This window comes from Rhodohalobacter barkolensis (assembly GCF_002834295.1).
GTDB classification, from domain to species: domain Bacteria; phylum Bacteroidota; class Rhodothermia; order Balneolales; family Balneolaceae; genus Rhodohalobacter; species Rhodohalobacter barkolensis.
The window spans coordinates 86,181-108,065 of record NZ_PISP01000001.1 but is presented as its reverse complement, the minus strand read 5'-3'; the positions used below and the strand labels follow the sequence as shown (position 1 = coordinate 108,065).

General features: G+C 42.6%; 16 protein-coding genes and 6 tRNA genes. 12 read left to right on the top strand and 10 right to left on the bottom strand.

Annotated elements, in window-relative coordinates; translation table 11 throughout:
- Positions 1–2 precede the first annotated feature (2 nt).
- The gene (cmk, locus tag CWD77_RS00455; protein ID WP_101071225.1) at positions 3–665 is read right to left on the bottom strand and encodes a (d)CMP kinase; all 663 of its coding nucleotides are present in this window, start codon (positions 663–665) and stop codon (positions 3–5) included.
- A gap of 128 nt (positions 666–793) precedes the next feature.
- Between cmk and rpsT the strand changes: the two genes are divergently transcribed.
- The 3 genes from rpsT to CWD77_RS00440 all read left to right on the top strand — a co-directional run bounded on the left by rpsT (position 794) and on the right by CWD77_RS00440 (position 5,325).
- Positions 794–1,045, top strand: a complete 252-nt coding sequence (rpsT, locus tag CWD77_RS00450) for a 30S ribosomal protein S20 (protein ID WP_101071224.1) — start codon at positions 794–796, stop codon at positions 1,043–1,045.
- Between the two features lie 5 nt (positions 1,046–1,050).
- The gene (gpmI, locus tag CWD77_RS00445) at positions 1,051–2,574 is read left to right on the top strand and encodes a 2,3-bisphosphoglycerate-independent phosphoglycerate mutase (RefSeq protein ID WP_101071223.1); all 1,524 of its coding nucleotides are present in this window, start codon (positions 1,051–1,053) and stop codon (positions 2,572–2,574) included.
- A gap of 168 nt (positions 2,575–2,742) precedes the next feature.
- Positions 2,743–5,325: an ATP-dependent Clp protease ATP-binding subunit gene (locus CWD77_RS00440; protein WP_101071222.1), complete on the top strand. Its 2,583-nt coding sequence runs from the start codon at positions 2,743–2,745 to the stop codon at positions 5,323–5,325.
- Between the two features lie 83 nt (positions 5,326–5,408).
- Here CWD77_RS00440 and CWD77_RS00435 read toward each other — a convergent pair whose 3' ends face one another.
- Positions 5,409–6,524 carry a hypothetical protein gene (locus tag CWD77_RS00435; RefSeq protein WP_101071221.1) on the bottom strand — a complete coding sequence of 372 codons (1,116 nt, stop codon included), beginning with the start codon at positions 6,522–6,524 and terminating at the stop codon, positions 5,409–5,411.
- 68 nt (positions 6,525–6,592) lie between these two features.
- Here CWD77_RS00435 and CWD77_RS00430 point away from each other — a divergent pair, with 68 nt between their 5' ends.
- From CWD77_RS00430 to CWD77_RS00400, 7 genes are all read left to right on the top strand, one after another.
- A complete protein-coding gene (locus tag CWD77_RS00430; RefSeq protein WP_101071220.1) occupies positions 6,593–7,558 on the top strand; it encodes a glycosyltransferase family 2 protein in 966 nt (321 codons plus the stop codon).
- A gap of 209 nt (positions 7,559–7,767) precedes the next feature.
- A tRNA-Pro gene (locus tag CWD77_RS00425) sits at positions 7,768–7,841 on the top strand.
- A gap of 243 nt (positions 7,842–8,084) precedes the next feature.
- Positions 8,085–8,158: transfer RNA gene (locus tag CWD77_RS00420), tRNA-Arg, on the top strand.
- Between the two features lie 272 nt (positions 8,159–8,430).
- Positions 8,431–8,501, top strand: a tRNA-Cys gene (locus CWD77_RS00415).
- Between the two features lie 28 nt (positions 8,502–8,529).
- Positions 8,530–8,602 (top strand) — tRNA-Glu (locus CWD77_RS00410).
- A gap of 81 nt (positions 8,603–8,683) precedes the next feature.
- Positions 8,684–8,757 (top strand) — tRNA-His (locus CWD77_RS00405).
- 53 nt (positions 8,758–8,810) lie between these two features.
- Positions 8,811–8,883: transfer RNA gene (locus CWD77_RS00400), tRNA-Glu, on the top strand.
- A gap of 795 nt (positions 8,884–9,678) precedes the next feature.
- Here CWD77_RS00400 and CWD77_RS00395 read toward each other — a convergent pair.
- The 3 genes from CWD77_RS00395 to CWD77_RS00385 are packed head-to-tail and all read right to left on the bottom strand — an operon-like array spanning position 9,679 to position 12,659.
- On the bottom strand, positions 9,679–10,836 hold the full coding sequence (locus tag CWD77_RS00395) for a M20 family metallopeptidase (RefSeq protein WP_101071219.1): 1,158 nt from the start codon (positions 10,834–10,836) through the stop codon (positions 9,679–9,681).
- Between the two features lie 27 nt (positions 10,837–10,863).
- The gene (locus CWD77_RS00390; protein ID WP_101071218.1) at positions 10,864–11,685 is read right to left on the bottom strand and encodes a class I SAM-dependent methyltransferase; all 822 of its coding nucleotides are present in this window, start codon (positions 11,683–11,685) and stop codon (positions 10,864–10,866) included.
- Positions 11,682–12,659: a glycosyltransferase family 2 protein gene (locus tag CWD77_RS00385; protein WP_240596577.1), complete on the bottom strand. Its 978-nt coding sequence runs from the start codon at positions 12,657–12,659 to the stop codon at positions 11,682–11,684. The genes CWD77_RS00390 and CWD77_RS00385 overlap by 4 nt, the downstream gene beginning before the upstream one ends.
- Before the next feature lie 82 nt (positions 12,660–12,741).
- Between CWD77_RS00385 and CWD77_RS00380 the strand changes: the two genes are divergently transcribed.
- Positions 12,742–13,074 (top strand): MerR family transcriptional regulator, encoded by a 333-nt coding sequence (locus tag CWD77_RS00380; RefSeq protein ID WP_101071217.1) that lies wholly within the window; start codon positions 12,742–12,744, stop codon positions 13,072–13,074.
- Positions 13,075–13,091: 17 nt separating this feature from the next.
- Here CWD77_RS00380 and CWD77_RS00375 read toward each other — a convergent pair whose 3' ends face one another.
- Positions 13,092–14,024, bottom strand: a complete 933-nt coding sequence (locus tag CWD77_RS00375; protein ID WP_101071216.1) for a COX15/CtaA family protein — start codon at positions 14,022–14,024, stop codon at positions 13,092–13,094.
- Between the two features lie 166 nt (positions 14,025–14,190).
- On the opposite strand from CWD77_RS00375, the gene cyoE reads away from it, so the two are divergent.
- On the top strand, positions 14,191–15,096 hold the full coding sequence (gene cyoE / locus CWD77_RS00370) for a heme o synthase (RefSeq protein ID WP_101071215.1): 906 nt from the start codon (positions 14,191–14,193) through the stop codon (positions 15,094–15,096).
- A 107-nt stretch (positions 15,097–15,203) separates the two neighbouring features.
- Here cyoE and CWD77_RS00365 read toward each other — a convergent pair whose 3' ends face one another.
- The 4 genes from CWD77_RS00365 to CWD77_RS00350 all read right to left on the bottom strand — a co-directional run bounded on the left by CWD77_RS00365 (position 15,204) and on the right by CWD77_RS00350 (position 21,876).
- Entirely contained in the window at positions 15,204–17,609 is a 2,406-nt protein-coding gene (locus CWD77_RS00365; protein ID WP_101071214.1) for an alpha-ketoacid dehydrogenase subunit alpha/beta, read from the bottom strand.
- Between the two features lie 348 nt (positions 17,610–17,957).
- Positions 17,958–19,331, bottom strand: a complete 1,374-nt coding sequence (locus CWD77_RS00360; protein ID WP_101071213.1) for a class II fumarate hydratase — start codon at positions 19,329–19,331, stop codon at positions 17,958–17,960.
- Positions 19,332–19,485: 154 nt separating this feature from the next.
- Entirely contained in the window at positions 19,486–20,619 is a 1,134-nt protein-coding gene (locus CWD77_RS00355) for a GNAT family N-acetyltransferase (RefSeq protein WP_101071212.1), read from the bottom strand.
- A 9-nt stretch (positions 20,620–20,628) separates the two neighbouring features.
- The gene (locus tag CWD77_RS00350) at positions 20,629–21,876 is read right to left on the bottom strand and encodes an aminotransferase class I/II-fold pyridoxal phosphate-dependent enzyme (RefSeq protein ID WP_101071211.1); all 1,248 of its coding nucleotides are present in this window, start codon (positions 21,874–21,876) and stop codon (positions 20,629–20,631) included.
- Positions 21,877–21,885: the final 9 nt, after the last annotated feature.

The window sequence follows — 21,885 nt, the reverse complement described above, 5'->3', positions numbered from 1 at the left end:
TTTTAATTTATGTTCACGTTCTCTTTAATAATCGAGATCATTTCACGAACCTGTTCTTCAAATGTTTTGCCGGTTGTATCGATTACCACAGCATCGTCCGCTTTTTTAAGCGGGTCATTTTTCCGGTTTTGATCTTTTTCATCCCTGGATCTCAGATTTTCTTTCACATCTTTCAACGTGATAGAACTGTCTGAAGACTTCATTTCATCAAAGCGTCTTTTTGACCGCTCTTCGAGTGAAGCATCCATATAGAATTTCAGATCAGCATCCGGAAAAACGGCGGTTCCGAGATCTCTCCCGTCCGCTATATATGCATCTTTCTGAACAAGGTTGCGCATGAATTCATTTACGAACTTTCTGGCAGCCTTGTGTGATGCAATTTCACTTACATGATCAGCAACATCCTGCGTTCTTATTTTTCGCGTCAGGTCTTCACCATTAGCTTGAACGAAAAACGTCTGATCTCTATACTGTGCCTGTAATTTTACAGTTGGCAAATTTTCAAAGAATATGGCTTTATCCGGTTTATCAGCCTTCAGCCATAAATAAGTAATTGCCCGGTAAAGGGCACCCGAATCGAGAAATTGAATACTTAATCGATTCGCAATTTCTTTGGCTGTTGAACTTTTACCGGATCCCGCCGGCCCATCGATGACAATGATCATTTCAGAGAATGGTTAAAATAAATTTTTTATGTCTAAGTTTCAATCCGTTCTTGTAAATTGAATCTATATCCCTTAATTTTGGGAACTGTTTAAGATAACGAGTATTTAACCGTAATAACCAATTTGTTATGCCACAGCATAAATCCGCAATTAAGCGACTTCGCCAAAGCGAAAAGAGAAAACAACACAACAACACCCGCCGTTCTAAAATGAGAACGCATATCAAGAAAGTGTTGAACGAAACTGACAAAGAGACTGCAGAAAAGTACCTGAAAGAAGCAGTAAGTTACATCGACAGAGTCTCTGTTAAAGGAATAATTCATCAAAATAACGCTGCTCGCAAAAAGTCTAAATTGACGAATCACGTCAATAATCTATAAAGAATTTGACTCCCTCTACTCAAAAGGCACTTCTCATTGTACTGGATGGCTACGGGATTGCAGAAAATCCCGACGTCAGCGCTATCGACAAGGCAGACACTCCTTTTTTTGATTCTCTGATCAAGAAATATCCTCATGCTCAACTCTCTGCCAGCGGCGAAGATGTGGGTTTACCGGAAGGACAGTTTGGAAATTCCGAGGTCGGGCACCTAAATATCGGTGCCGGACGAATTGTCTGGCAGGAACTCTCGAGAATCAATAAATCGATCAGAGAGGGAGATTTCTTTGAGAATTCTGTTTTAACAGAAGCTTTTGATAAAGCAAAAGCCAATGGCAGGATTCACTTCATGGGCTTGTTTTCAGACGGCGGTGTTCACAGCCACAACGAACATCTTTTTGCATTGATGGAAATGGCCAAAAAGTATGACATAGATCAGGCTTATGTTCATGCTTTTACCGATGGGCGCGACACCTCTCCACACGGCGGAGCCGAGTACCTGAAGGAATTTGAACAAAAAGCCAAAGAGATTGGAACAGGAACATTGGCTTCAGTCGTTGGCCGTTACTACGCCATGGATCGTGACAAACGCTGGGAACGCACCCAAAAAGCGTACGACCTTTTAGTGCATGGTAAAGGCGAGTTAGTTGATCAGGCAGCTGAGGCCTTTAGCCTAAGCTATTCCAATGATGTAACGGATGAATTCATTCTTCCTCATAATGTAAAAACAGAACAGAACAGCCGTATCCAAAAAGGCGACGTTGTGATATTCTATAATATCAGAGGAGACAGAGCCCGGCAGATTACCAAGGCGTTATTCAGAGATGAGGAAATTCCTTTTGAAACACAAGAGCTGGATCTGCACTATGTTACATTCACTTCATACGACGAAACATTTGACAGTTTCGTAAAGGTAGCCTTCCCTCCCGCCCGATTGAAGAATACACTCGGAGAGTATGTATCCGGGAAAGGGCTAAGTCAGCTTCGCATTGCCGAAACTGAAAAATATCCTCATGTTACTTACTTCTTTAATGGCGGCGAAGAGACCTCCAACAAAGGAGAAATTCGCGTAATGGTTCCAAGTCCTAAGGTTGCTACTTACGACCTTCAGCCTGAAATGAGTGCAGAAGAAGTTACTTCAAAACTTTGTGCAGAACTTGTCAAAGAGAAATTTGACCTGGCGATTCTCAATTTTGCCAATCCCGACATGGTTGGACATACCGGCGATATGGAAGCAACCATCAAAGCGGTTGAGATGATCGACCGTAAACTCAAGAAAGTTGTTGAAACTGCAAAAGAACATCATTATGAAGTTCTCATCATTGCCGATCACGGGAATGCCGATTGTATGATTCAACCCGATGGCAGCCCCCACACATCACACACTACCGCGCCGGTACCTGTTATATTGGTGAGTGATACCCACCATGAGCCTCTCCAAAACGGTATTCTAGCCGATGTTGCTCCTACTCTTTTAAAAATGATGGGGCTCGACCAACCACCGGAAATGACCGGAAAACCTCTATTCTAAAAAGTCCTTTTTTCTGACTATTTTTATAGAAGGGTGTAAACAGTTTGCATTTCGCAAATCACCGTACTACTTTCGTCAATAGCGGCATTGGGTGTGAACTAAAACAGGTTATCACTCGTTACATTTTTCAGCAATCAACCAAAGCCAAATCTTTTTGTAGGTCCCGATATGGAGGGTAATTTTTCAAGTAAGGTAAGAGATGTAATTCAGTTCAGTCGAGAAGAAGCACTGCGACTTGGACATGACTACATCGGAACAGAACATTTAATATTAGGCATCGTCCGTCTGGGTGATGGAGTTGCCATACGAATCTTAAAAAATCTCGATTGCGATCTTTTCAAGTTAAAGAAGACTATTGAAGACACCGTAAGAGGAACGGGAGGTACTGTAACCGTCGGAAATATTCCGTTAACAAAACAGGCAGAAAAAGTACTTCGAATTACCTATCTCGAAGCTAAGCTCTATAAAAGCGACACGATAGGCACTGAACATCTTCTTCTTTCCCTTTTGAGAGATGAAGAGAATATTGCAGCACAAATATTGCAGCAGTTCAATGTTTCTTATGATGCCGTTAGAGAAGAGCTTGATATGATCATTTCCGGCAACACCAGGGATACCGACCGGGAAGATGCCCGCACTACAAGTGCAAATATTCCACAATCACCGAAAGGTTCACAATCATCAGGCAGTTCGAGAGAAAAGAAAATGGAAAAGTCTAAAACACCTGTTCTGGACAATTTTGGCCGCGACCTAACACAGTTGGCCGAAGATGGTAAACTTGATCCTATTATTGGAAGGGAAAAAGAGATTGAACGTGTTGCTCAGGTACTCAGCCGACGCAAGAAAAACAATCCGGTTCTGATTGGAGAACCCGGTGTTGGTAAAACCGCTATAGCTGAAGGTTTGGCAACCCGAATTATTGAAAAGAAAGTTTCCCGGGTTCTTTATGAAAAGAGAGTTATAGCTCTCGACCTGGCCGCTCTGGTTGCTGGTACGAAATACCGTGGACAGTTCGAAGAGCGGATGAAAGCCGTAATGAGCGAACTCGAAAAGACAGATAATGTCATTCTCTTCATTGACGAACTCCACACCATTGTGGGTGCCGGCGGAGCAAGCGGCTCTCTGGATGCCTCCAATATGTTGAAACCCGCTCTTGCACGTGGCGAAGTTCAGGCAATCGGTGCAACAACCCTAAATGAATATCGACAGTTTATTGAGAAAGACGGCGCTCTTGAGCGACGTTTTCAAAAAATCATGGTTGAGCCGACTTCAGTGGATGAAACCCTGGAGATACTCAATCAGATTAAAGGTAAATATGAGAAGCATCACAGTGTTAAATATACTGATGACGCCATTGATGCATGTGTGAAATTAACGGATCGATACGTTACCGATCACTTTTTACCGGATAAAGCCATTGATGCCCTTGATGAAGTTGGAGCACGTGTTCACTTGTCAAACATCACCGTACCGGATCATATTATTGAACTGGAAGAGGAGATTGAAAAGACAAGTAACGAAAAGAACTCCATGGTGAAGAAGCAGCGCTTTGAAGAAGCTGCTCGTTTACGGGATACCGAAAAACGACTCATGGAAGAGCTCGAGCAAGCCCAAAAAGATTGGGAGAAAGAATCTGAGCATATCGTTTATGAAGTAGACGAAGAAGATGTAGCTTCTGTCGTTGCTATGATGAGCGGTGTACCTGTAAATAAAATCAGCCAGAAAGAAGGCCAGAAACTTCTCAAAATGCGGGAAGAGCTTGGCAAGAAGGTTATCGGACAGGATGAGGCCATCGTAAAGCTTACGAAAGCCATTCAGCGTACCCGTGCCGGGTTAAAAGATCCTTCCAGGCCTATTGGGTCATTTATCTTTCTCGGTCCAACAGGAGTTGGTAAAACCGAAATGGCAAAAGTACTTGCCAAATATCTTTTCGATAAGGAAGAAGCTCTGATCCGTATCGACATGAGTGAGTACATGGAGAAATTCAGTGTATCTCGACTGGTCGGTGCACCTCCCGGATATGTTGGTTATGAAGAGGGCGGAATTCTGACTGAAAAAGTAAGGAGAAAGCCTTACAGTGTGGTTCTGCTTGATGAAATTGAGAAAGCACACCCCGACGTATTCAATATTCTGCTTCAGGTTCTGGACGATGGAATTCTGACAGACAGTCTTGGACGTAAGGTCGATTTCAGAAATACCATTATTATTATGACATCAAATATTGGTGCTCGTGATATTCGAAATATGGGTAAAGGCATCGGGTTCTCATCCGGAGGTCAGGAGTTTGATTACGCACAGATGAAATCAACCATCCAGGATGCGTTGAAAAAAGTGTTTAACCCGGAATTCCTTAACAGAATTGATGATGTTCTCACATTCCACCCGTTGGAGAAAGAGCACATCTTCAAAATTATCGACATCATTGGCGATGAGTTGTTTGCCCGAATCAGAAGTCTCGGTTATGAAATCGAGATGACGAAAGGTGCCAAAGACTTTATCTCGGATAAAGGTTTTGACCAGAAATACGGTGCACGCCCATTGCGCAGAGCTATTCAGAAATATGTGGAAGATCCGCTTGCTGAAGAAATACTTAGCGGTGAGCATTCTGAAGGATCTGTGATTAAGATCAAAATGAATAAATCGCGCGACGGACTCGAGTTTGATTGGAATAATCCGGAAGGAAGTGAAAAGAAAAAGTCAGATTCTGACAGTGAAACCAAGTCGGAATCCGAGTCAGAACAAAAAGCTTAATCTTAGTAATAATTTCATGGAAAAAGCCCTCACTAAACATGAGGGCTTTTTTACTTAAAGTCAGAAAATCTACCCCAAAGATATCAAAAACCGGCTTGTACCCTAAGCGAGCGGTTTAGCCCTTCTATTTGGTAGCTGTTACTTTGTAAACGAGTAATGCTCAAACGATCCATATCATAAATGGAAAGCGATTCATCAATATTCTCTCTCAATATCTGTCGTGCCCCAACATGAATAGCTGATATAGTCGGATCATCAATTCGATTACCTTGAAGCCTGCCACCAAAAACTAGAATTACATCGTCATCTTCCATGTATCGTGAATAGATTACAGGGGACCTCGAGCTTGTACTTCCCACACGATCACCACTCAATACATCCAGAACTTGAGTCCGGCCTCCTGAGTAGACCGTTACATATTTTGCATCTTCACTGAGCGAAACACCTTTTTGCTCATCATCAAAACTATGTTCCTTTAATTTGTTGCCAAATCTGTCATAGAGATGAAGTTGATAACCTGAACCGGTTGAAGTCAGAATTGAGATGTATGAACCACTTTCACTCACTTTTAGCTGAATGATTTCTGCTGATTGATCCCTGAAAAATACCTCGTGATCTTCCTCACCATAAACTAATCTCGCTTGCGATCCCCTGGAGTTTCCATAGTTAATAACGGGATTATAAAGTACGACGGTGTTTCCATTTGAATCAGCTGCCAATTCAGATTCCCTCTCTCCTTCACTGCTTTGGGAACTGTTTGATACAGAATAGAGCTGATCTCCTGTTGCATCAAAAAAGGTGAAGTTTGCAACATTATCCCGGGTTGCCATTTGGCCATCATCAAAAAGATATACTTTTAATGTTTCATCTTGAGAATCAAAAAACTCCAACTCCTTTTCAGTTAGTTTTTTTCCTGATGTTTCAAACATAGACAGGATTACTTCCCTTCCCCGCGTTTCTAAGAATGCGGCCTTCTCACGGCAATATGATACACTCCAGGATTTCGGATTGTAGATATCGGTCTCCCCTATAGAGTAGCTTCCTCTGTCGGACTCCATTATCCCTCCATCCAGAGGATATTGACCTTGAGAGTTGGATGCATGTTCAGAAACTGAGCTCACGGTGAGCTGGCGTGCTTCCGCATCGATATTAAAGTAGAGAGTAAGGGTAAAAATCAGAATAACTTGCAGATACTTCATTAAATCGTTTTATAATGTTGTTATATTGTCGGCTCTAAAGAACGAGAATTTCTCTATGAAATGCATACATGGATTATTCAGTAATTGTTCCGATTTATAACAGACCGGACGAAATTGACGAGCTTCTACAAAGTTTAACCCTTCAGACCTACGGCGATTTTGAGGTCTTGGTCATTGAAGATGGATCTACAGATCGATGCGACCAAATTGTTGAAAAGTATTCTGATCAACTATCCATTCGATATTTTTATAAAGAAAATAGTGGACAGGGGTTTTCCCGAAATTTCGGGTTCGACAAAGCAGCCGGAGACTATTTTGTTGTTTTTGATTCCGATTGTATTATTCCCCCTCATTATTTTGAATCCGTTAACCGGTATCTAGCCATTCACGATGTGGATTGCTGGGGCGGACCCGACAGAGCTCATCAATCCTTCTCTCCTATTCAAAAGGCCATCAGTTTTAGTATGACCTCCTTTTTTACAACCGGTGGTATTCGGGGAAGGAAAAATCATATCGGAACATTTCACCCCAGAAGCTTCAACATGGGAATTTCTCAAGAAGTGTATAAAGAAACGGGTGGATATAAAATTACCCGCATGGGAGAAGACATTGAATTCTCACTGCGAATCATTAATAAAGGGTTCAAAACAGGGTTAATTGAGGACGCATACGTCTATCACAAGAGACGAACAGATTTCAAACAGTTTTACCACCAGCTACACTTTTTTGGAAGGGCTCGAATAAACATCAAACGGTTTTATCCGAATGAATTAAAGCTGGTTCATCTATTGCCGGTGTTTTTTGTAATTGGGCTTCCAATCTCCCTATTTTTAATGCTAACGGGTGATGGTGTATTATCGAAATTGATTTTACTCTATCCACTTTATGCTTTGGTGCTTTTTATTGATGCCGCCACTTCAACAAAAGATCTAAAAATCTCTTTTTTGGGTATGGTTGCAGGATTTATCCAATTAACTGCTTATGGTATCGGCTTTTTAGAAGAGCTGAGCAAGGACTTCAAAAAAAGTGGGTAAAATCAACGGATATAAATTGCATTCAGAACTGAAATCTTTTATCTTTGAATTCTTTTGAAAAACTGATTACAAACACATCCCGCTAAGGAAATTAATGGGGATAAGTTGATTCAATTTTTCATTACTACTTTGACATATTGACAATTTTTTCGGGAGTTGCTTACTCATATTAAGAGCTCACGAATTAAACTTTTATAGAAACAACATCACGGGGAGTAGCGCAGTCCGGTAGCGCATTCGCTTTGGGAGCGAAGGGTCGCAGGTTCAAATCCTGTCTCCCCGACTATTATAATTTTAATTGACGTATTGATGACTTCAGATATTTAATCTGAGTTTTATATTTCAAAGATTGGTGGTACAGGTTCCGAAAGCAGTGCTTTCGGGGTTCAAATCCTGTCTCCCCGACTTTTATGATTTTATTTGACGTATTGACGACTTCAGGCATTTAATCTGAGTTTTATTTACAGGGTTGTTGCACTTTGCAACAGGTACCACCCGACAGTTGATTTTATTTAACGGTATTCGGGCGCCCGTAGCTCAACTGGATAGAGCAACTGCCTTCTAAGCAGTAGGTTACAGGTTCGATTCCTGTCGGGCGTACAACAATTTTTTGACGTATTGAGATTTAGAAATAACACAATGAGTCTTGTTATTTCATTGTACATCGGCAGTAAATTGCGAAAACAGATTTGCTTCAGATGTTCGTATTCAAAGTCGACTCCTAAAATGGAGTTCTGTTAATGGATAAGTCATTTGATCTATGTTGCGAAAGCAGTGCTTTCGCGGTTCGATTCTGTCGGGCGTACAACAACTTATTTTGACGTATTATTCTATATTTTGAGTTCAATTAAATTTGGGCGACACAGTAAAATGGCGACATGGCCGAGTGGTTAGGCAGAGGTCTGCAAAACCTCGTACGGCGGTTCGAATCCGCCTGTCGCCTCTTTTTAATGAATAGATTTTTTTACCCTGCCGCGTTCGTCTAGGGGTTTAGGACGCCGCCCTTTCACGGCGGTAACACGGGTTCAAATCCCGTACGCGGTACTGATTTAGTCTTGAGATTAAAGTCTTGAGTCTAGAGATTTTTGATCTCATGACTCAAGACTCACTTCTCTTTTCTATATGGAGCCCGTAGCTCAGTCGGTTAGAGCGCTAGGTTGTGGCCCTGGAGGCCGTGGGTTCGATTCCCATCGGGCTCCCATCTTTACTGCAGTGATAGCCACAAAACATTCACTGAATTTTTCATATCTAAGCCGCGTTCGTCTAGGGGTTTAGGACGCCGCCCTTTCACGGCGGTAACACGGGTTCAAATCCCGTACGCGGTACACATCAAATCATCCCAAATTCCACCCGGAGTTTGGGATTTTTTTATTTCCGGGTTTCTGTCGTTACTACAGACTCTACAGATTGGGGTGTTTTTTTCGGGAAAGGACTTTAAATCTAAGAAGCGAAAGCAGTATTGACTTCATATCGAAACATTTATACCCGACTCCGCAGATTGGATATTATTTTTGGGTACGACACTTAATCTACGTTGCGAAAGCCTTTTTTTTGTCTATATACCGCAACATTTATTCTCTACTGCAAAGATCTGGTTTTGTTTTTGGATGAGCCATTTCATCTAAATTGCGAAAGCAGTGCTTTCGCGGTTCAAATCCCGTACGCGGTACACATCAAATCATCCCAAATTCCACCCGGAGTTTGGGATTTTTTTATTTCCGGGTTTCTGTCGTTTCTACAGACTCTACAGATCGGGGTGATGTTTTTTGAAAGGATTTTAAGTCTATGATCAGAAAGCAGTATTGACTTCATACCGAAACATTTATACCCGACTCCGCAGATTGGATATTATTTTTGGGTACGACACTTAATCTACGTTGCGAAAGCCTTTTTTGTCTACATACCGCAACATTTATTCTCTACTGCAAGGATCTGGGTTTTGTTTTTGGATGAGCCATTTCATCTAAATTGCGAAAACTGAATTAAGTTACGCGATCAAACCGATCTTGAATTTGTTTCATTACGAAATTACTTAACTCTACAGATCGGTGTTCTGTTTTTGGACAAAGCATTTTATTAATATTGCGAACTTACCGGGTATTGGAATATTTCACTGAATATCAACCAACATCATCAGCCAGTAACATCGCCGTAAGCAGTGAAGCTCGATCCAATGTCTCATGAACTAAAATCTTTTCTGAAGGGCTATGGGCCCCTTCACCAACAGGACCCATTCCGTCAATGGTAGCGGTAAATTGGCTGGTGATACTCCCATCGGAGCCACCTCCGCTCAATCCCTGTTCAATAGAGAGATCCAGTTGATTAGCGCACTCTTTTACAAGCTTCCAAAGCTTTTCATTTCGTTCATTCTGAATGATGGGAGGCCGTCTTAAACCGCCTTCTATCAAAATTTCTGCTCCTTTCAATTGCGGCTCTAATTCTTTGATGTACCGATCAACCTCTTCACCATCCTCATTTTTTAAAAACCTTAAATCGATATGAATCGTACACTCACCGGGCACTACATTTACGGCTTTACCGCCGGATATCATACCAACATTCAGGGAAACTCCTTTTTCGTAATCGTTCAACTTATCCAGATTTTGTACAATCGTTGACATTTCAACAACCGCACTTACACCTTTTTCCGGTTCTACTCCCGAATGAGCCTCTCTCCCTTTTACCGTAATTTGATACCGGCCGGATCCCTTTCTTTGGGTTTTAATCTTTCCTTCCAGCCCAATCGACGGCTCCGGCACAAAAACACGTTTCACTTCCTTTGCTATCTTCTCAATTTCATCCCACGAATCTCTACTCCCGGTCTCTTCATCTGAAGTGATCATCACAACCGGACGTAATACCGGATTCAACCCAAGTTCTTTCATAACTTTGATGGACAGTTGCATCATCACTATTCCGGACTTCATATCATACACACCCGGACCGGTGATTACATTTTCGTCTATTTTCCACGGTATCTCTTCGAGTGTTCCAACCGGCCAAACGGTGTCAGCATGGCCAATCATCAACTGATCTTCTTCCGTATTCACAGACTTCAGCCTGCAAAATATTTGCCCGGCACTCGAGACGGATTCCTTCCACTCTACTTCAAACCCAAGATCCCTGAAATCGGCAGCAATTGTGTTGAGCAACTTCCGGTTCTGGATGGTATCACCAGTTGGAGTTTCAACTTCTACATACTTTCTCAACCTGTTGATGAACCACTCTTTATAATTCGATATTAACTCTTTAATCTTCCCGTAATCGGATGAGTTCATATAATATTCTGCCCTTGTTAATTAAAATTACTTGCGTGCAAGTGCGTAAATTCCGTTTCCTTTGGGATTGGCTGTAATGAGATCAGCAAAATTCATCAGGAGCACAAACGGCAGTGTAACCGGATAGTACACCAGAAGAATCAACGCAGCAATCATCCCGAATTTATTAAACCAGAGCATCGGCCACTTAACAGAAAGAACCCACGCTTTGTGTCCCCAGAATCCATAGGTATAGTGCACTTTTTCAGGATTCAAACCGGCTTCGGTCAATTTATCAGAAATCTCTCCTTTTGAATATCCCGGTCTTGCATGTTCATCCACAAACGACTCCTCATCCCCGGCGTCCTCTTCCGAATAGTGAGATGGTGAGTGCATCAAAAAGTAACCACCCGGGTTCAACACTTTTACCAGATTTTTCATAACCCGAACGTCCTGTTCAATATGCTCCAGTACATCGATACAAATCACAACATCAAACCTCTCCTCAGAATCAAACGTGAGTAGATCCGCCTGCCTGAACTCTATTCTGTTATTTTTGATATCCTGCGAAAAATAGTGTTCAGAATCTCTCAAATAGTCTTCCTTTACATCAACCGATGTAATGTTCACGTTCTTGAATTTTGACAGGATAAATCGATCGTACTGCCCAAATCCGGAACCGGCGTCAAGAAGTTTCCATTCACCTTTGCTATCGAGACCAGAACCAATCATTTTCAATATTTTCCGGATGTGCCAGCTTCGCAAGAAAAAAAGATCGAGAAGGGCATAAAATATTCTGCGCAACATTCTGGAATTTCGAATAATGCTCGCAAAACGGTCTTTCACCGGGTCGTAGGCAATCCTGCTCATAAACCTGTCTTTTCAGCTTTATTGGGCTTCTGTTTCTTCACTCCCCTATTCAGCAGTTCACCCAAAAATCCGATGGAAAAGAATTGAACACCAACCATCACCAACAGTAATCCGAGAAAGAGCAAAGGTCTGTTACCAAGCGGTTCATTCAGAAAGATCTTCAAATATGCCAGGTATAGATTGATTGCTACACCCACAAAAAGAAAGAGCACACCAAACAATCCAAAGAAATGCATCGGCCTCTGAATGTACCGATTAATAAACAGCAGTGTCACCAGGTCCAGAAATCCATTTAGAAAACGGGATATCCCAAACTTGGTTTTACCGTATTTCCTGGGATGATGCTGAACAACCTTCTCTTCAATCTTATCAAACCCGTTCCATTTTGCCAAAAGCGGCACGTAACGGTGCATCTCCCCATAAAGGTAGATATTGTCGATCACTTCTCTTTTGTACGCTTTAAGGCCACAATTGAAGTCGTGAAGCTTAATCCCTGTCACCCATCGGGTAACTGCATTAAAAAAACGGGATGGGATCGTTTTGGTTATCGGGTCATGACGCTTTTTTTTCCATCCGCTTACCAGATCGGCCCCATTCTTTAACTGTTGAATCATCAACGGAATTTCTTTGGGATCATCCTGCAGATCGGCGTCCATGGTAATCACATATTTCCCGCTAACCTCTTCAAAACCCGCTTGCAATGCATCACTCTTTCCATAATTACGCCGCAACCGCACCCCTTTGATCCAGCTATTATTGAGTGAAAGTTCTTCAATAATCTCCCAGGATCGATCTCGTGATCCATCATCAACAAATATAATTTCGTAACTGTACCCCGAACTGTTTAAAGCATCGTGAACTTGTTGAAATAGCTCATTGAGTGAGTTCTCCTCGTTTAATAAGGGAACCACTATACTGATATCCGGTACAACTAAATCGGGCTTTTCGGAATTATCTATATTTTTTTCCTGCAATGATTTACAAATTCGTTAATTTAATGGTCACAGTAACTGCCTCTTATTTTATGTTAAGCTGAAAATAAAAGATTTCCGTGCCATGAAGAAATTGTATTACTCAATCGGTGAAGTGAGTGAAATCACCGACATCGAACCGCATGTACTTCGTTATTGGGAGACTATTTTTGACGATTTAACTCCCAGGAAGAATAAAGCCGGAAATAGAACGTACAAAGAGGATGATATCACTCTCGTTCTCAAACTAAAAGAGCTGATACAAGAGAAGAAATACAGCACAGCCGGAGCAAAGAAAATTATTGAGGGTAAAGAGGATGAAAAATCTGCGGCATCCCCGGAACCTCTCTCAGCTGAAGTGAAAAAAGATTTGCAAGAGGTGAAGCTATTTCTCCAAAAGCTTAAAGAGAAACTGTAAACAGTACATTACTTCAATTAAGCACTTACTCTTTTGTTGGAAAATCTCAATAGAAGGATGTAAAGCATTTCGGCACATATCAGCACAGCCACTCCTACCAAATGTAATATTTGCGAAACGCCGGGCATGTTAAACCATTCGAGACTGACGCCAACCACTACCTGTAATAATATCAGACCTGCAGTTGCCCAGCCTAATCTGTTTAACACAGATGGAACCTTAAACTTATTATTGTAAAACAGCAGGAGCCCGGCCGGAACAACAACCATCCACGAAAAACTACGATGTATCGGGTAGAGAGATCCCACCGTATCAATCCACTCACTTCTTGGAAGATCCAGAGCATTTTTAGCAAAATCGACAGACTCCCTCACTTGTGTACCAATAATCATTTGAATCATGGTTAAAGCAAACAGCACGATTGCAATCAGAATCAATGTTTTCTGATGCTTTTTAGAAAGTTGAATATTGACCTTCTCTCTTGTGGCCCTGAAACTGGCATAGAGAAGAGTTGCCAAAATGATCATCGCCACAATCATGTGGATCGTAATCATACCTCCACTCAGGCCGCTTCTTACCACCTGCCCACCCAGCCAAGCCTGAAAAAGCACCATTACAAACGCTGCCCCGGAAGCTACCGTCACAACAGGATCTTTTTTCCTGTACTTGAAAGAGAATAGAAATGTAAGTGAAATCAAGAATCCTATAAGCACACCCACCAAACGGTTCACATATTCCAGCCAGGTGTGAAGGGGATTAAAAAGTGAGGCATCATACTGAGCAGGCAGATCCGCAGCGTTGGTTGGCGGAATCCACATTCCAAAACATTGCGGCCAGTCCGGACAGCCCAACCCGGCTCCGGATGCCCGAACCAATCCTCCGACAAAGATTAAAACAATGGTTGCAAGTACAGTAGTAATAGCCGTTTTTTGATACAGATTCAGTTTCATTCTCAATTCACAATAATAGGTTTAATTACCTCCAAAATATAGCACTGAAATACAAATAGAGGCAGAGATCGTTCCTATAATATGTCATTTATTTGAAGCGGATATTAAGGTAACATATCATCTGCAAATTCGTTAATTTTGGCCTGCTATAATTCTAATCACTGTGATGGCGAACACAAATATCCAAACCGGTACAATTCAGTCTATTACCGCTACCATTAGCGACTATTACGAACTGACCAAGCCGGGAATTACATTTACCGTACTGGCCAGTATGCTTATCGGATTTCTGATGGGTTCGGCCGGTGGTATGGACTATATTCTTATGGTCCACGCTTTGATTGGAACTTACTTTGTAGCCGCCGGTACCGCTGCCCACAACATGTTTCTGGAACATCGCTACGACGGACTGATGAAGCGAACCAGTAAACGACCCCTACCAGACTCACGTATCGCGCCAAAGCACGGTGTTATCTTCTCTTTGACCCTGATCTTTGCCGGATTGCTCTACCTGAGCTTTGTTGTAAATCCCGTTGCCGGGGCTGTATCACTTGCTACAGCCATGATCTATCTCTTTATGTACACTCCGCTGAAACGGATTTCAGCACTCAACGTTTTTGTGGGTGCCGTTCCCGGAGCCTTGCCTGTTGTAGGTGGATGGGCTGCAGCTACCGGAACCGTTTTTGAACACGGAATGTGGATTCTGTTTGGAATTATTTACTGCTGGCAAATCCCTCATGTGATTGCCATTGCCTGGGTTTGTGAAAAAGATTACGATCATGCAGGGTTCAAAATGTTACCTAAAAATGATCCAAAAGGTATTAAAGCAACTCTTTGGGCACTTCTGCCGCTTATCATATTAATTCCAACCGTTTACAAACTTTACCTGATGGAGCTGATGGGCTGGTTATTTTTGTCCGGCGGTATGCTTACAACTCTTGCATTTCTATGGTATGGCATCAAATTCGCTATTAAACGAGATATCCCAACGGCAAAGTCTCTTATGTTTGCCTCCTTCGTCTACCTCCCGCTTGTCTGGATATTCGTCTTCCTGGATTGGATGATTGTTTAACACACAATCTCTCTACAAGCAAAAAAGGTTCAACATCTCTGCTGAACCTTTTATTACATTCTAAGACCTGACAGGTTTTAGAAACCTGTCAGGTCTGGAAAACTCTATTATCTAATTGCCGGATACTTGCCGGGGTTGGCTTCGTGCATGATTTCGTATACCGATTCGAAGATATCTTCTGCATTGGGTTTAGAGAAGTAATCACCATCGGTAGCGTACGCCGGACGATGAGGCTGTGAAGTCAGGCACTTCGCCTCTGAGTCTAGATATCGGTATCCGCCCTGTTCATCAATCACCTGCTGCATCATATAACCGGTAGCTCCTCCGGGTACATCCTCATCCACAAAAAGAATTCGATTGGTCTTTTTCAGGGATTCCAGAATCATCCCGTTTCGGTCAAACGGCAAAAGTGTTCTGGCGTCAACCAGCTCAACGGAAATACCCGCCTCTTCAAACTGCGGCAGAACGGATTGTACCAGATTGAATGTGGAGCCGTATGAAACTACTGTGATGTCTTCTCCTTCCTGAACGATTTCAGGCACTCCCAGCGGAATTGTAAACTCACCCAGATTTTCCGGTAGTTTTTCTTTCAGCCGATAAGCATTGAGCGGTTCTACAATCAGCGCCGGATCGTCTCCCTGGAACAGGGTATTGTAAAAACCGGCGGCATGCGTCAGATTTCTTGGTACGCAGACATGAACGCCCCGCACTCCGTTGATAATCATTCCCATTGGGGATCCTGAATGCCAAATTCCTTCCAGACGATGACCACGGGTACGCACAATCAGAGGATAGGCTTGTCCGCCACTCGTTCGGTATCGAACGGTAGCAACATCATCACTCAATCCCTGGAAGCAATAGAGCAGGTAATCGAGATACTGAATCTCCGCGATCGGACGAAGCCCTCTCAACGACATTCCGATACCCTGCCCCAGAATGGTTGCTTCACGAATTCCGGTGTCGCTCACGCGAAGCTCACCATACTTCTCCTGCATATCTTCAAGACCGAGGTTCACATCTCCGAGCTGCCCCACATCCTCGCCAAAGACTAGCGCGTTCGGATACTTTTCAAAGATCTTATCAAAATTATCACGCAGCACAACTCTGCCATCCACATTTTTAGCTTCATCAGGGTATGACGGTTTTACCTCTTCCACTTTCAGTGGTGAATTTGGTGTATCGCTGAGAAGATGAGAATTAAAACGCTGCTGATTTTCCTCCTGCTGATGATCGAGCCATTTGACCAAATCACTTTTGGCACCGGACTCTTTACCTCTCAGAGCGAAAAGTGCTTGTCGCCCGGCAGAAATGACATCCTTACGAATCACATTATTCTTTCTGTCCAACCCTTTTTTAATCTCCTCCAACTTACTCACATCATTGTGATTGGAGATTAAACTATCGAGCAGAGCCAGCATTTCATCTTTCTGCTGCTTGATCGGATCCTGATACTCTTTCCAGGCTTTTTTCTGAGCCTCTCGAACTTCTTTTTTCGCCTCTTCTTCAATTTGATCCAGCTCTTCTGATTCAGCCATCTTCTCTTTCTCAATCCACTGTCTGAACTGATTGATACAGCAGTACTCTTCTTCCCAGTTCAGCCGATCTTCATCCTTATAACGCTCGTGTGATCCGGAAGTGGAGTGTCCCTGGGGCTGTGTTACCTCTTCTACATGAACCAGAACCGGCACGTGTTCATCCCGGGCTATTTTTGATGCTTCTGCATACGCATCAAGTAGCGCCTGATAGTCCCACGCTTTCACGTTGATAATTTCAAATCCTGGCTGTTTCTTCGTCCGTTTAAACCCGCGCAATACTGTAGAAATACTCTCCTTTGTGGTTTGATATTTTTTGGAGACAGAAATTCCGTAACCATCGTCCCAAACCGAAACCACCATCGGTACCTGAAGCACACCCGCGGCATTTATGGTTTCCCAGAAAATTCCTTCAGATGTACTGGCATCACCAATTGTTCCCCAAGCGACCTCATTTCCATTATCTGAAAACTGATTCCAATCGCTCAAAAGATCATTTTCGCGATACACTTTTGATGCCTGAGCCAAACCAAGCAGACGTGCCATCTGTCCCGCAGTTGGCGACATATCCGCAGAAGTATTTTTCTGAGCGGTTTGATCCACCCAATTGCCCTCTTCATCAATCAGCCGTGTGGCAAAGTGAGCATTCATCTGGCGCCCGCCCGAGTTTGGATCTTTATCTACATCCGGATTGGCGTAGAGCTGTGCAAAAAACTGTTCTACTGTAAGCTCCCCGATCGCCATCATAATAGTCTGATCGCGGTAGTATCCCGATCGAAAATCTCCATTTTTGAAATGCTTGGAGAGTGCCAGCTGTGGCAGTTCTTTTCCGTCACCAAAAATGCCAAATTTTGCTTTACCCGTCAGTACTTCTTTACGCCCAAGAAGTGACATCTCGCGACTCATGCAAACAAGTTTATAATCATTTAGAATACTGTCGGTTTTTTTATTCTTCTTTTCTTTTGTCGCTTGCTTGCTCATAGTCTAAATAATTTAACTTATCGTTTCTTACGCATAAATTGGGCGGCGGAATAATACAACCCTGTGTCTTAATTTCAAAAAAGAGTGAAAGTAATTCTACCCGTTGCAGAATCAACCATTTTCTTAACAGTTATAAACCGCTGATCGATCAAAATCAGGCCAAGTTAATTTTGGAATATACAACTGTACTTAGCTCTTCTTACCACGATGGCCACAAAGCCGGTACATTTATCAAATAGGAAATATTAGTGCCTGAATCTTTGTGACCTTCGCGCCTTCGTTGTGCCCTTGGTGGTTGTCTCTATAAACTTTAATTCCGATTGACCTAATTACCAATCAAAGACAATTTTATGTCATATTAATCGGGTCGAGGGCTTTTTCCAGCTCTTCGTCCGACAGGTCTGTCATTTCTTTTGCCACATCCATTACAGATCGGTTTTCAGCAAATGCCTTCTTAGCAATCTTAGCAGCTTTGTCGTAGCCAATCAATGGATTCAGCGCAGTTACCAGAATTGGATTTTTTCCAACCATCTGGCTGATTACTTCCCGTCGGGCTTCCAATCCGCTCACAGATCTTTCAGCGAAGTTTCTGGCCGCATTGGCAAGAATTTCAATAGACTGAAGTAGGTTGTGAGCAACTACCGGGAGCATCACATTCAGCTCAAAATTACCGGACTGACCGGCAACCGTAATAGTCGCGTCATTTCCAATTACCTGGGCAGATACCATTGTAAGAGATTCCTCAATCACCGGATTCACTTTACCCGGCATAATCGATGAGCCGGGCTGAAGAGCTTTCAGCTGAATTTCTCCCAAACCGCCGTTCGGTCCGGAGTTCATCCAGCGAAAGTCGTTTCCGATCTTCATCAAACCGACAGCAAGCGTTTTAAGCTGACCGCTCAGCTCAACCGGGGCATCCACCGTGGCTTGTGCTTCAAAATGATTTTCAGCTTCGCGGAATTTTTCGCCTGTCGCTTTGGCTACTTCAGCTGCAAACTTTGCTCCAAATTCTTTATGCGTATTGATTCCTGTACCAACAGCCGTACCTCCCTGTGGCAGTTCCAGCATTCGCTCCAACGCCGACTCAATTCGTGCAATACCCAATTCAATCTGTCGCGCATATCCACTGAACTCTTGCTGAATAGTTACCGGCATGGCGTCCATCAGGTGAGTTCGGCCGGTTTTAACAACATCTTTAAGTTCCTCACCTTTCTCAAGGATGGTTTTGTGAAGATGTTTCAGCGCCGGCAGCAGATTGTTTCGAACAGCCAATACCGCTGAAATACGAATCGTGGTCGGGATCACATCGTTTGAACTCTGACCATAATTCACATGGTCGTTCGGATGTATCGTAACATCCGTTCCATTCTTCAGTTCATTTGCCCGCTTGGATATAATCTCATTCGCGTTCATGTTTGTCGATGTGCCTGATCCGGTCTGGAAAATGTCGAGAACAAAATCTCCATCAAATTTTCCTTCCATCACTTCTTCAGCTGCATCCTGAATCGCCTTGGCAACTTTTTCGTTCAAAAGGTCAAGCTCGGAATTTACTTTAGCAGCGGTATGTTTCACACGACCGAGAGCTGAGATAAAATCTCTGTTAAATCGAATCTTGCTGATTGGGAAATTGTCAAATGCGCGCTGGGTCTGTGCACCGTAGTATGCATTTTTCGGCACTTTAATCTCACCCATAGAGTCTCTTTCAATGCGGAATTCACTCATAATATTTAGTAATTAATTAGTTAGAATAATCTTTCTTCCAAGGTAGGGATTTTAGCTCAAAATCTGAAGGGAAGCGCTTCCAAATAGAAGTGATTATCAGGGATATTTAGAGAATTGTCTTGTTACTACTGAACAAGAATGGTAATCAATTAAATCAGAGCTCTTTTTTGTACATGCGATATCTCTTGTCCAGAGTTCCGCCAATTTTTTCGGCTACCCGAACCATCTGTACATTGTTCTCCAAAATCCAACCCACTTCCGACGAATAGACATTATTTTCGAGACCGTTTTGAATCGCTTCCCTGTGCAGCAGTACATCAATACCGCGCCCTTGGTATTCTGGAATAACTCCCATCAAAGCAGTTCTTACTTTGTCGATTTTATTCTTATTCATCAAAATTTTCAACCAACCAAACGGCAGAAGTTTACCGTTCATGTTGCGAAATATCTGATTGTAATCCGGCAACGCAACAGAGAATCCCACCGGTTCACCGTCAATCTCAGCTATATGCGCAAAATTTGGGTCAACGATGGTTTTCAGGTCTTTGGCAAGAGCATCAAACTCTTCAGCTGATAGCGGTATAAATCCCCAGTTATTTTTCCAGGCTGAGTTAAAGATGTCGCGAATGATTTTTACTTCATCTTTAATCTTCTTTAAATTTAATTTCCGGATGGAAATCCCCGGGAGACGTTTTTTCACAATTTCCATTGCACGGTTTGCACGATCGCGGTCTACGCTGTCTTGCGTAACCAAGTATGTGAGCAGATCCATCGACTTATCATATCCGGCACCCTTCAAAATATTATCGTAGTATGGTTTGTGATAGGGCATTAAGATGCTGGGATATTTATCAAATCCTTCCACTAAAATACCAATTTCATCCATCATGCTTGGATTTGCCGGTCCCAAAACATCGGTCATTCCTTTGTCCCGAAGCCAATCTTCAGCTACACGAAACATTAGATCAGCAGTAGACTGCCGATCTATACACTCAAAAAACCCAAAAAATCCGGTTTTAGTATTATGAAAGTCGTTATACCGATGATCAATTATTGCAGCTAAGCGTCCGGCAGGTTTACCTTCATGCTCTGCATTGAACAGTGCGATCTCGGCATTATTATAGAATGGATTTTTTTTAGGGTTGAGCAGTTTTTTCTGCTCCATCAAAAGAGGAGCTACCCAGAATTGATCATTTTCATAGTGCGAGTAAGGGAAAAGAATAAAATCCTTCTTTTCTGAATCTGTTGAAATAAACGTTACGGAATTGCTTTTCGGTTTATTCTCCACAGTTTTCGTCTATGCTTCTACGTCTATGAGTGATCTTCCATTTTTATCGATAATCCCATGCATGATACCTACCTTTTTAAACGCACTAAGGATTTTATCGAGATGCTCATCGGTGTGAGTTGCCATATAACTTGTACGAACAAGCGCCTGACCTCTTGGTACAGCCGGCGGAACAACTGCATTTACATACACACCCGCCTCAAACAGATCTTTCCAGAATCTAAAACAGTTATACATTTCACCGATTACAACGGGAATAATTGGCGTTTGACTGGACCACACATTAAACCCAAGATTACGAAGTTCTTTTCGCATATAGTTAGAGATCTCTTCCAATCTCTCAAGTCTCCAGGTCTCTTCCTGCAGAATTTCCAGTGATTTCAGTACTGTTGCAACATTTGCAGGTGGCATACTTGCACTAAAAATGTGCGCAGGAGAATGGTGCCGGATATACTCAATAACTGATCGGTCTCCCACAATAAATCCACCCAGGGACGCAAAAGATTTTGAAAAAGTACCGCTAATTAAATCCACCTCATCGGAAAGTCCGAACACAGAAGCTGTACCGCGACCCCCATCTCCAATCACTCCAACAGCATGAGCGTCATCGAGGTAGATTGCCGCATCAAATTCTTTGGCTAACTGTACGAGTTCGGGTACTTTTGCCAGTGTCCCCGACATGGAAAACACACCATCGCTGACGATAATTTTACCGGCGTTGGGATCTGATTTTTCCAGCATTGTGCGAAGATGTTCCATATCGTTATGACGATATCTGACAGTTTTCGCATTTGAAACTTGCGTACCAACAACAATACAGGCATGATTATCACGGTCGGAAAAGATGATATCATTTCTGCCGGCAATCGTTTGAATTGAACCTTCATTCGTCTGATAACCGGTGCTAAACAGTACGCATGACTCTTTGTTCATGAATGTTGCAAGCTTTTCCTCCAGTTCGAGGTGAAGATCGAGAGTACCATTTAAATATCTGGAACCGGTGCACCCTGTTCCATAAGTACTGATTACATCTTGTGCGGCTTTAATGACTCGAGGATCATTAGTGAGTCCCAAATAGTTATTGGAACCGGCCATAATAACTTCACGTCCTTCTATCTGAACGGTTGTTCCGTCTGTGGCCTGAAGAGGTTTAAAGTAAGGATATAGGCCCTGAGCTTTAATCTCATCTGCTTTGGTAAAATCGTACGCTTTATTAAATATCTTTTTATGAGAAGTATCGGCTTTTGAATCGGCCATGCTAACAAA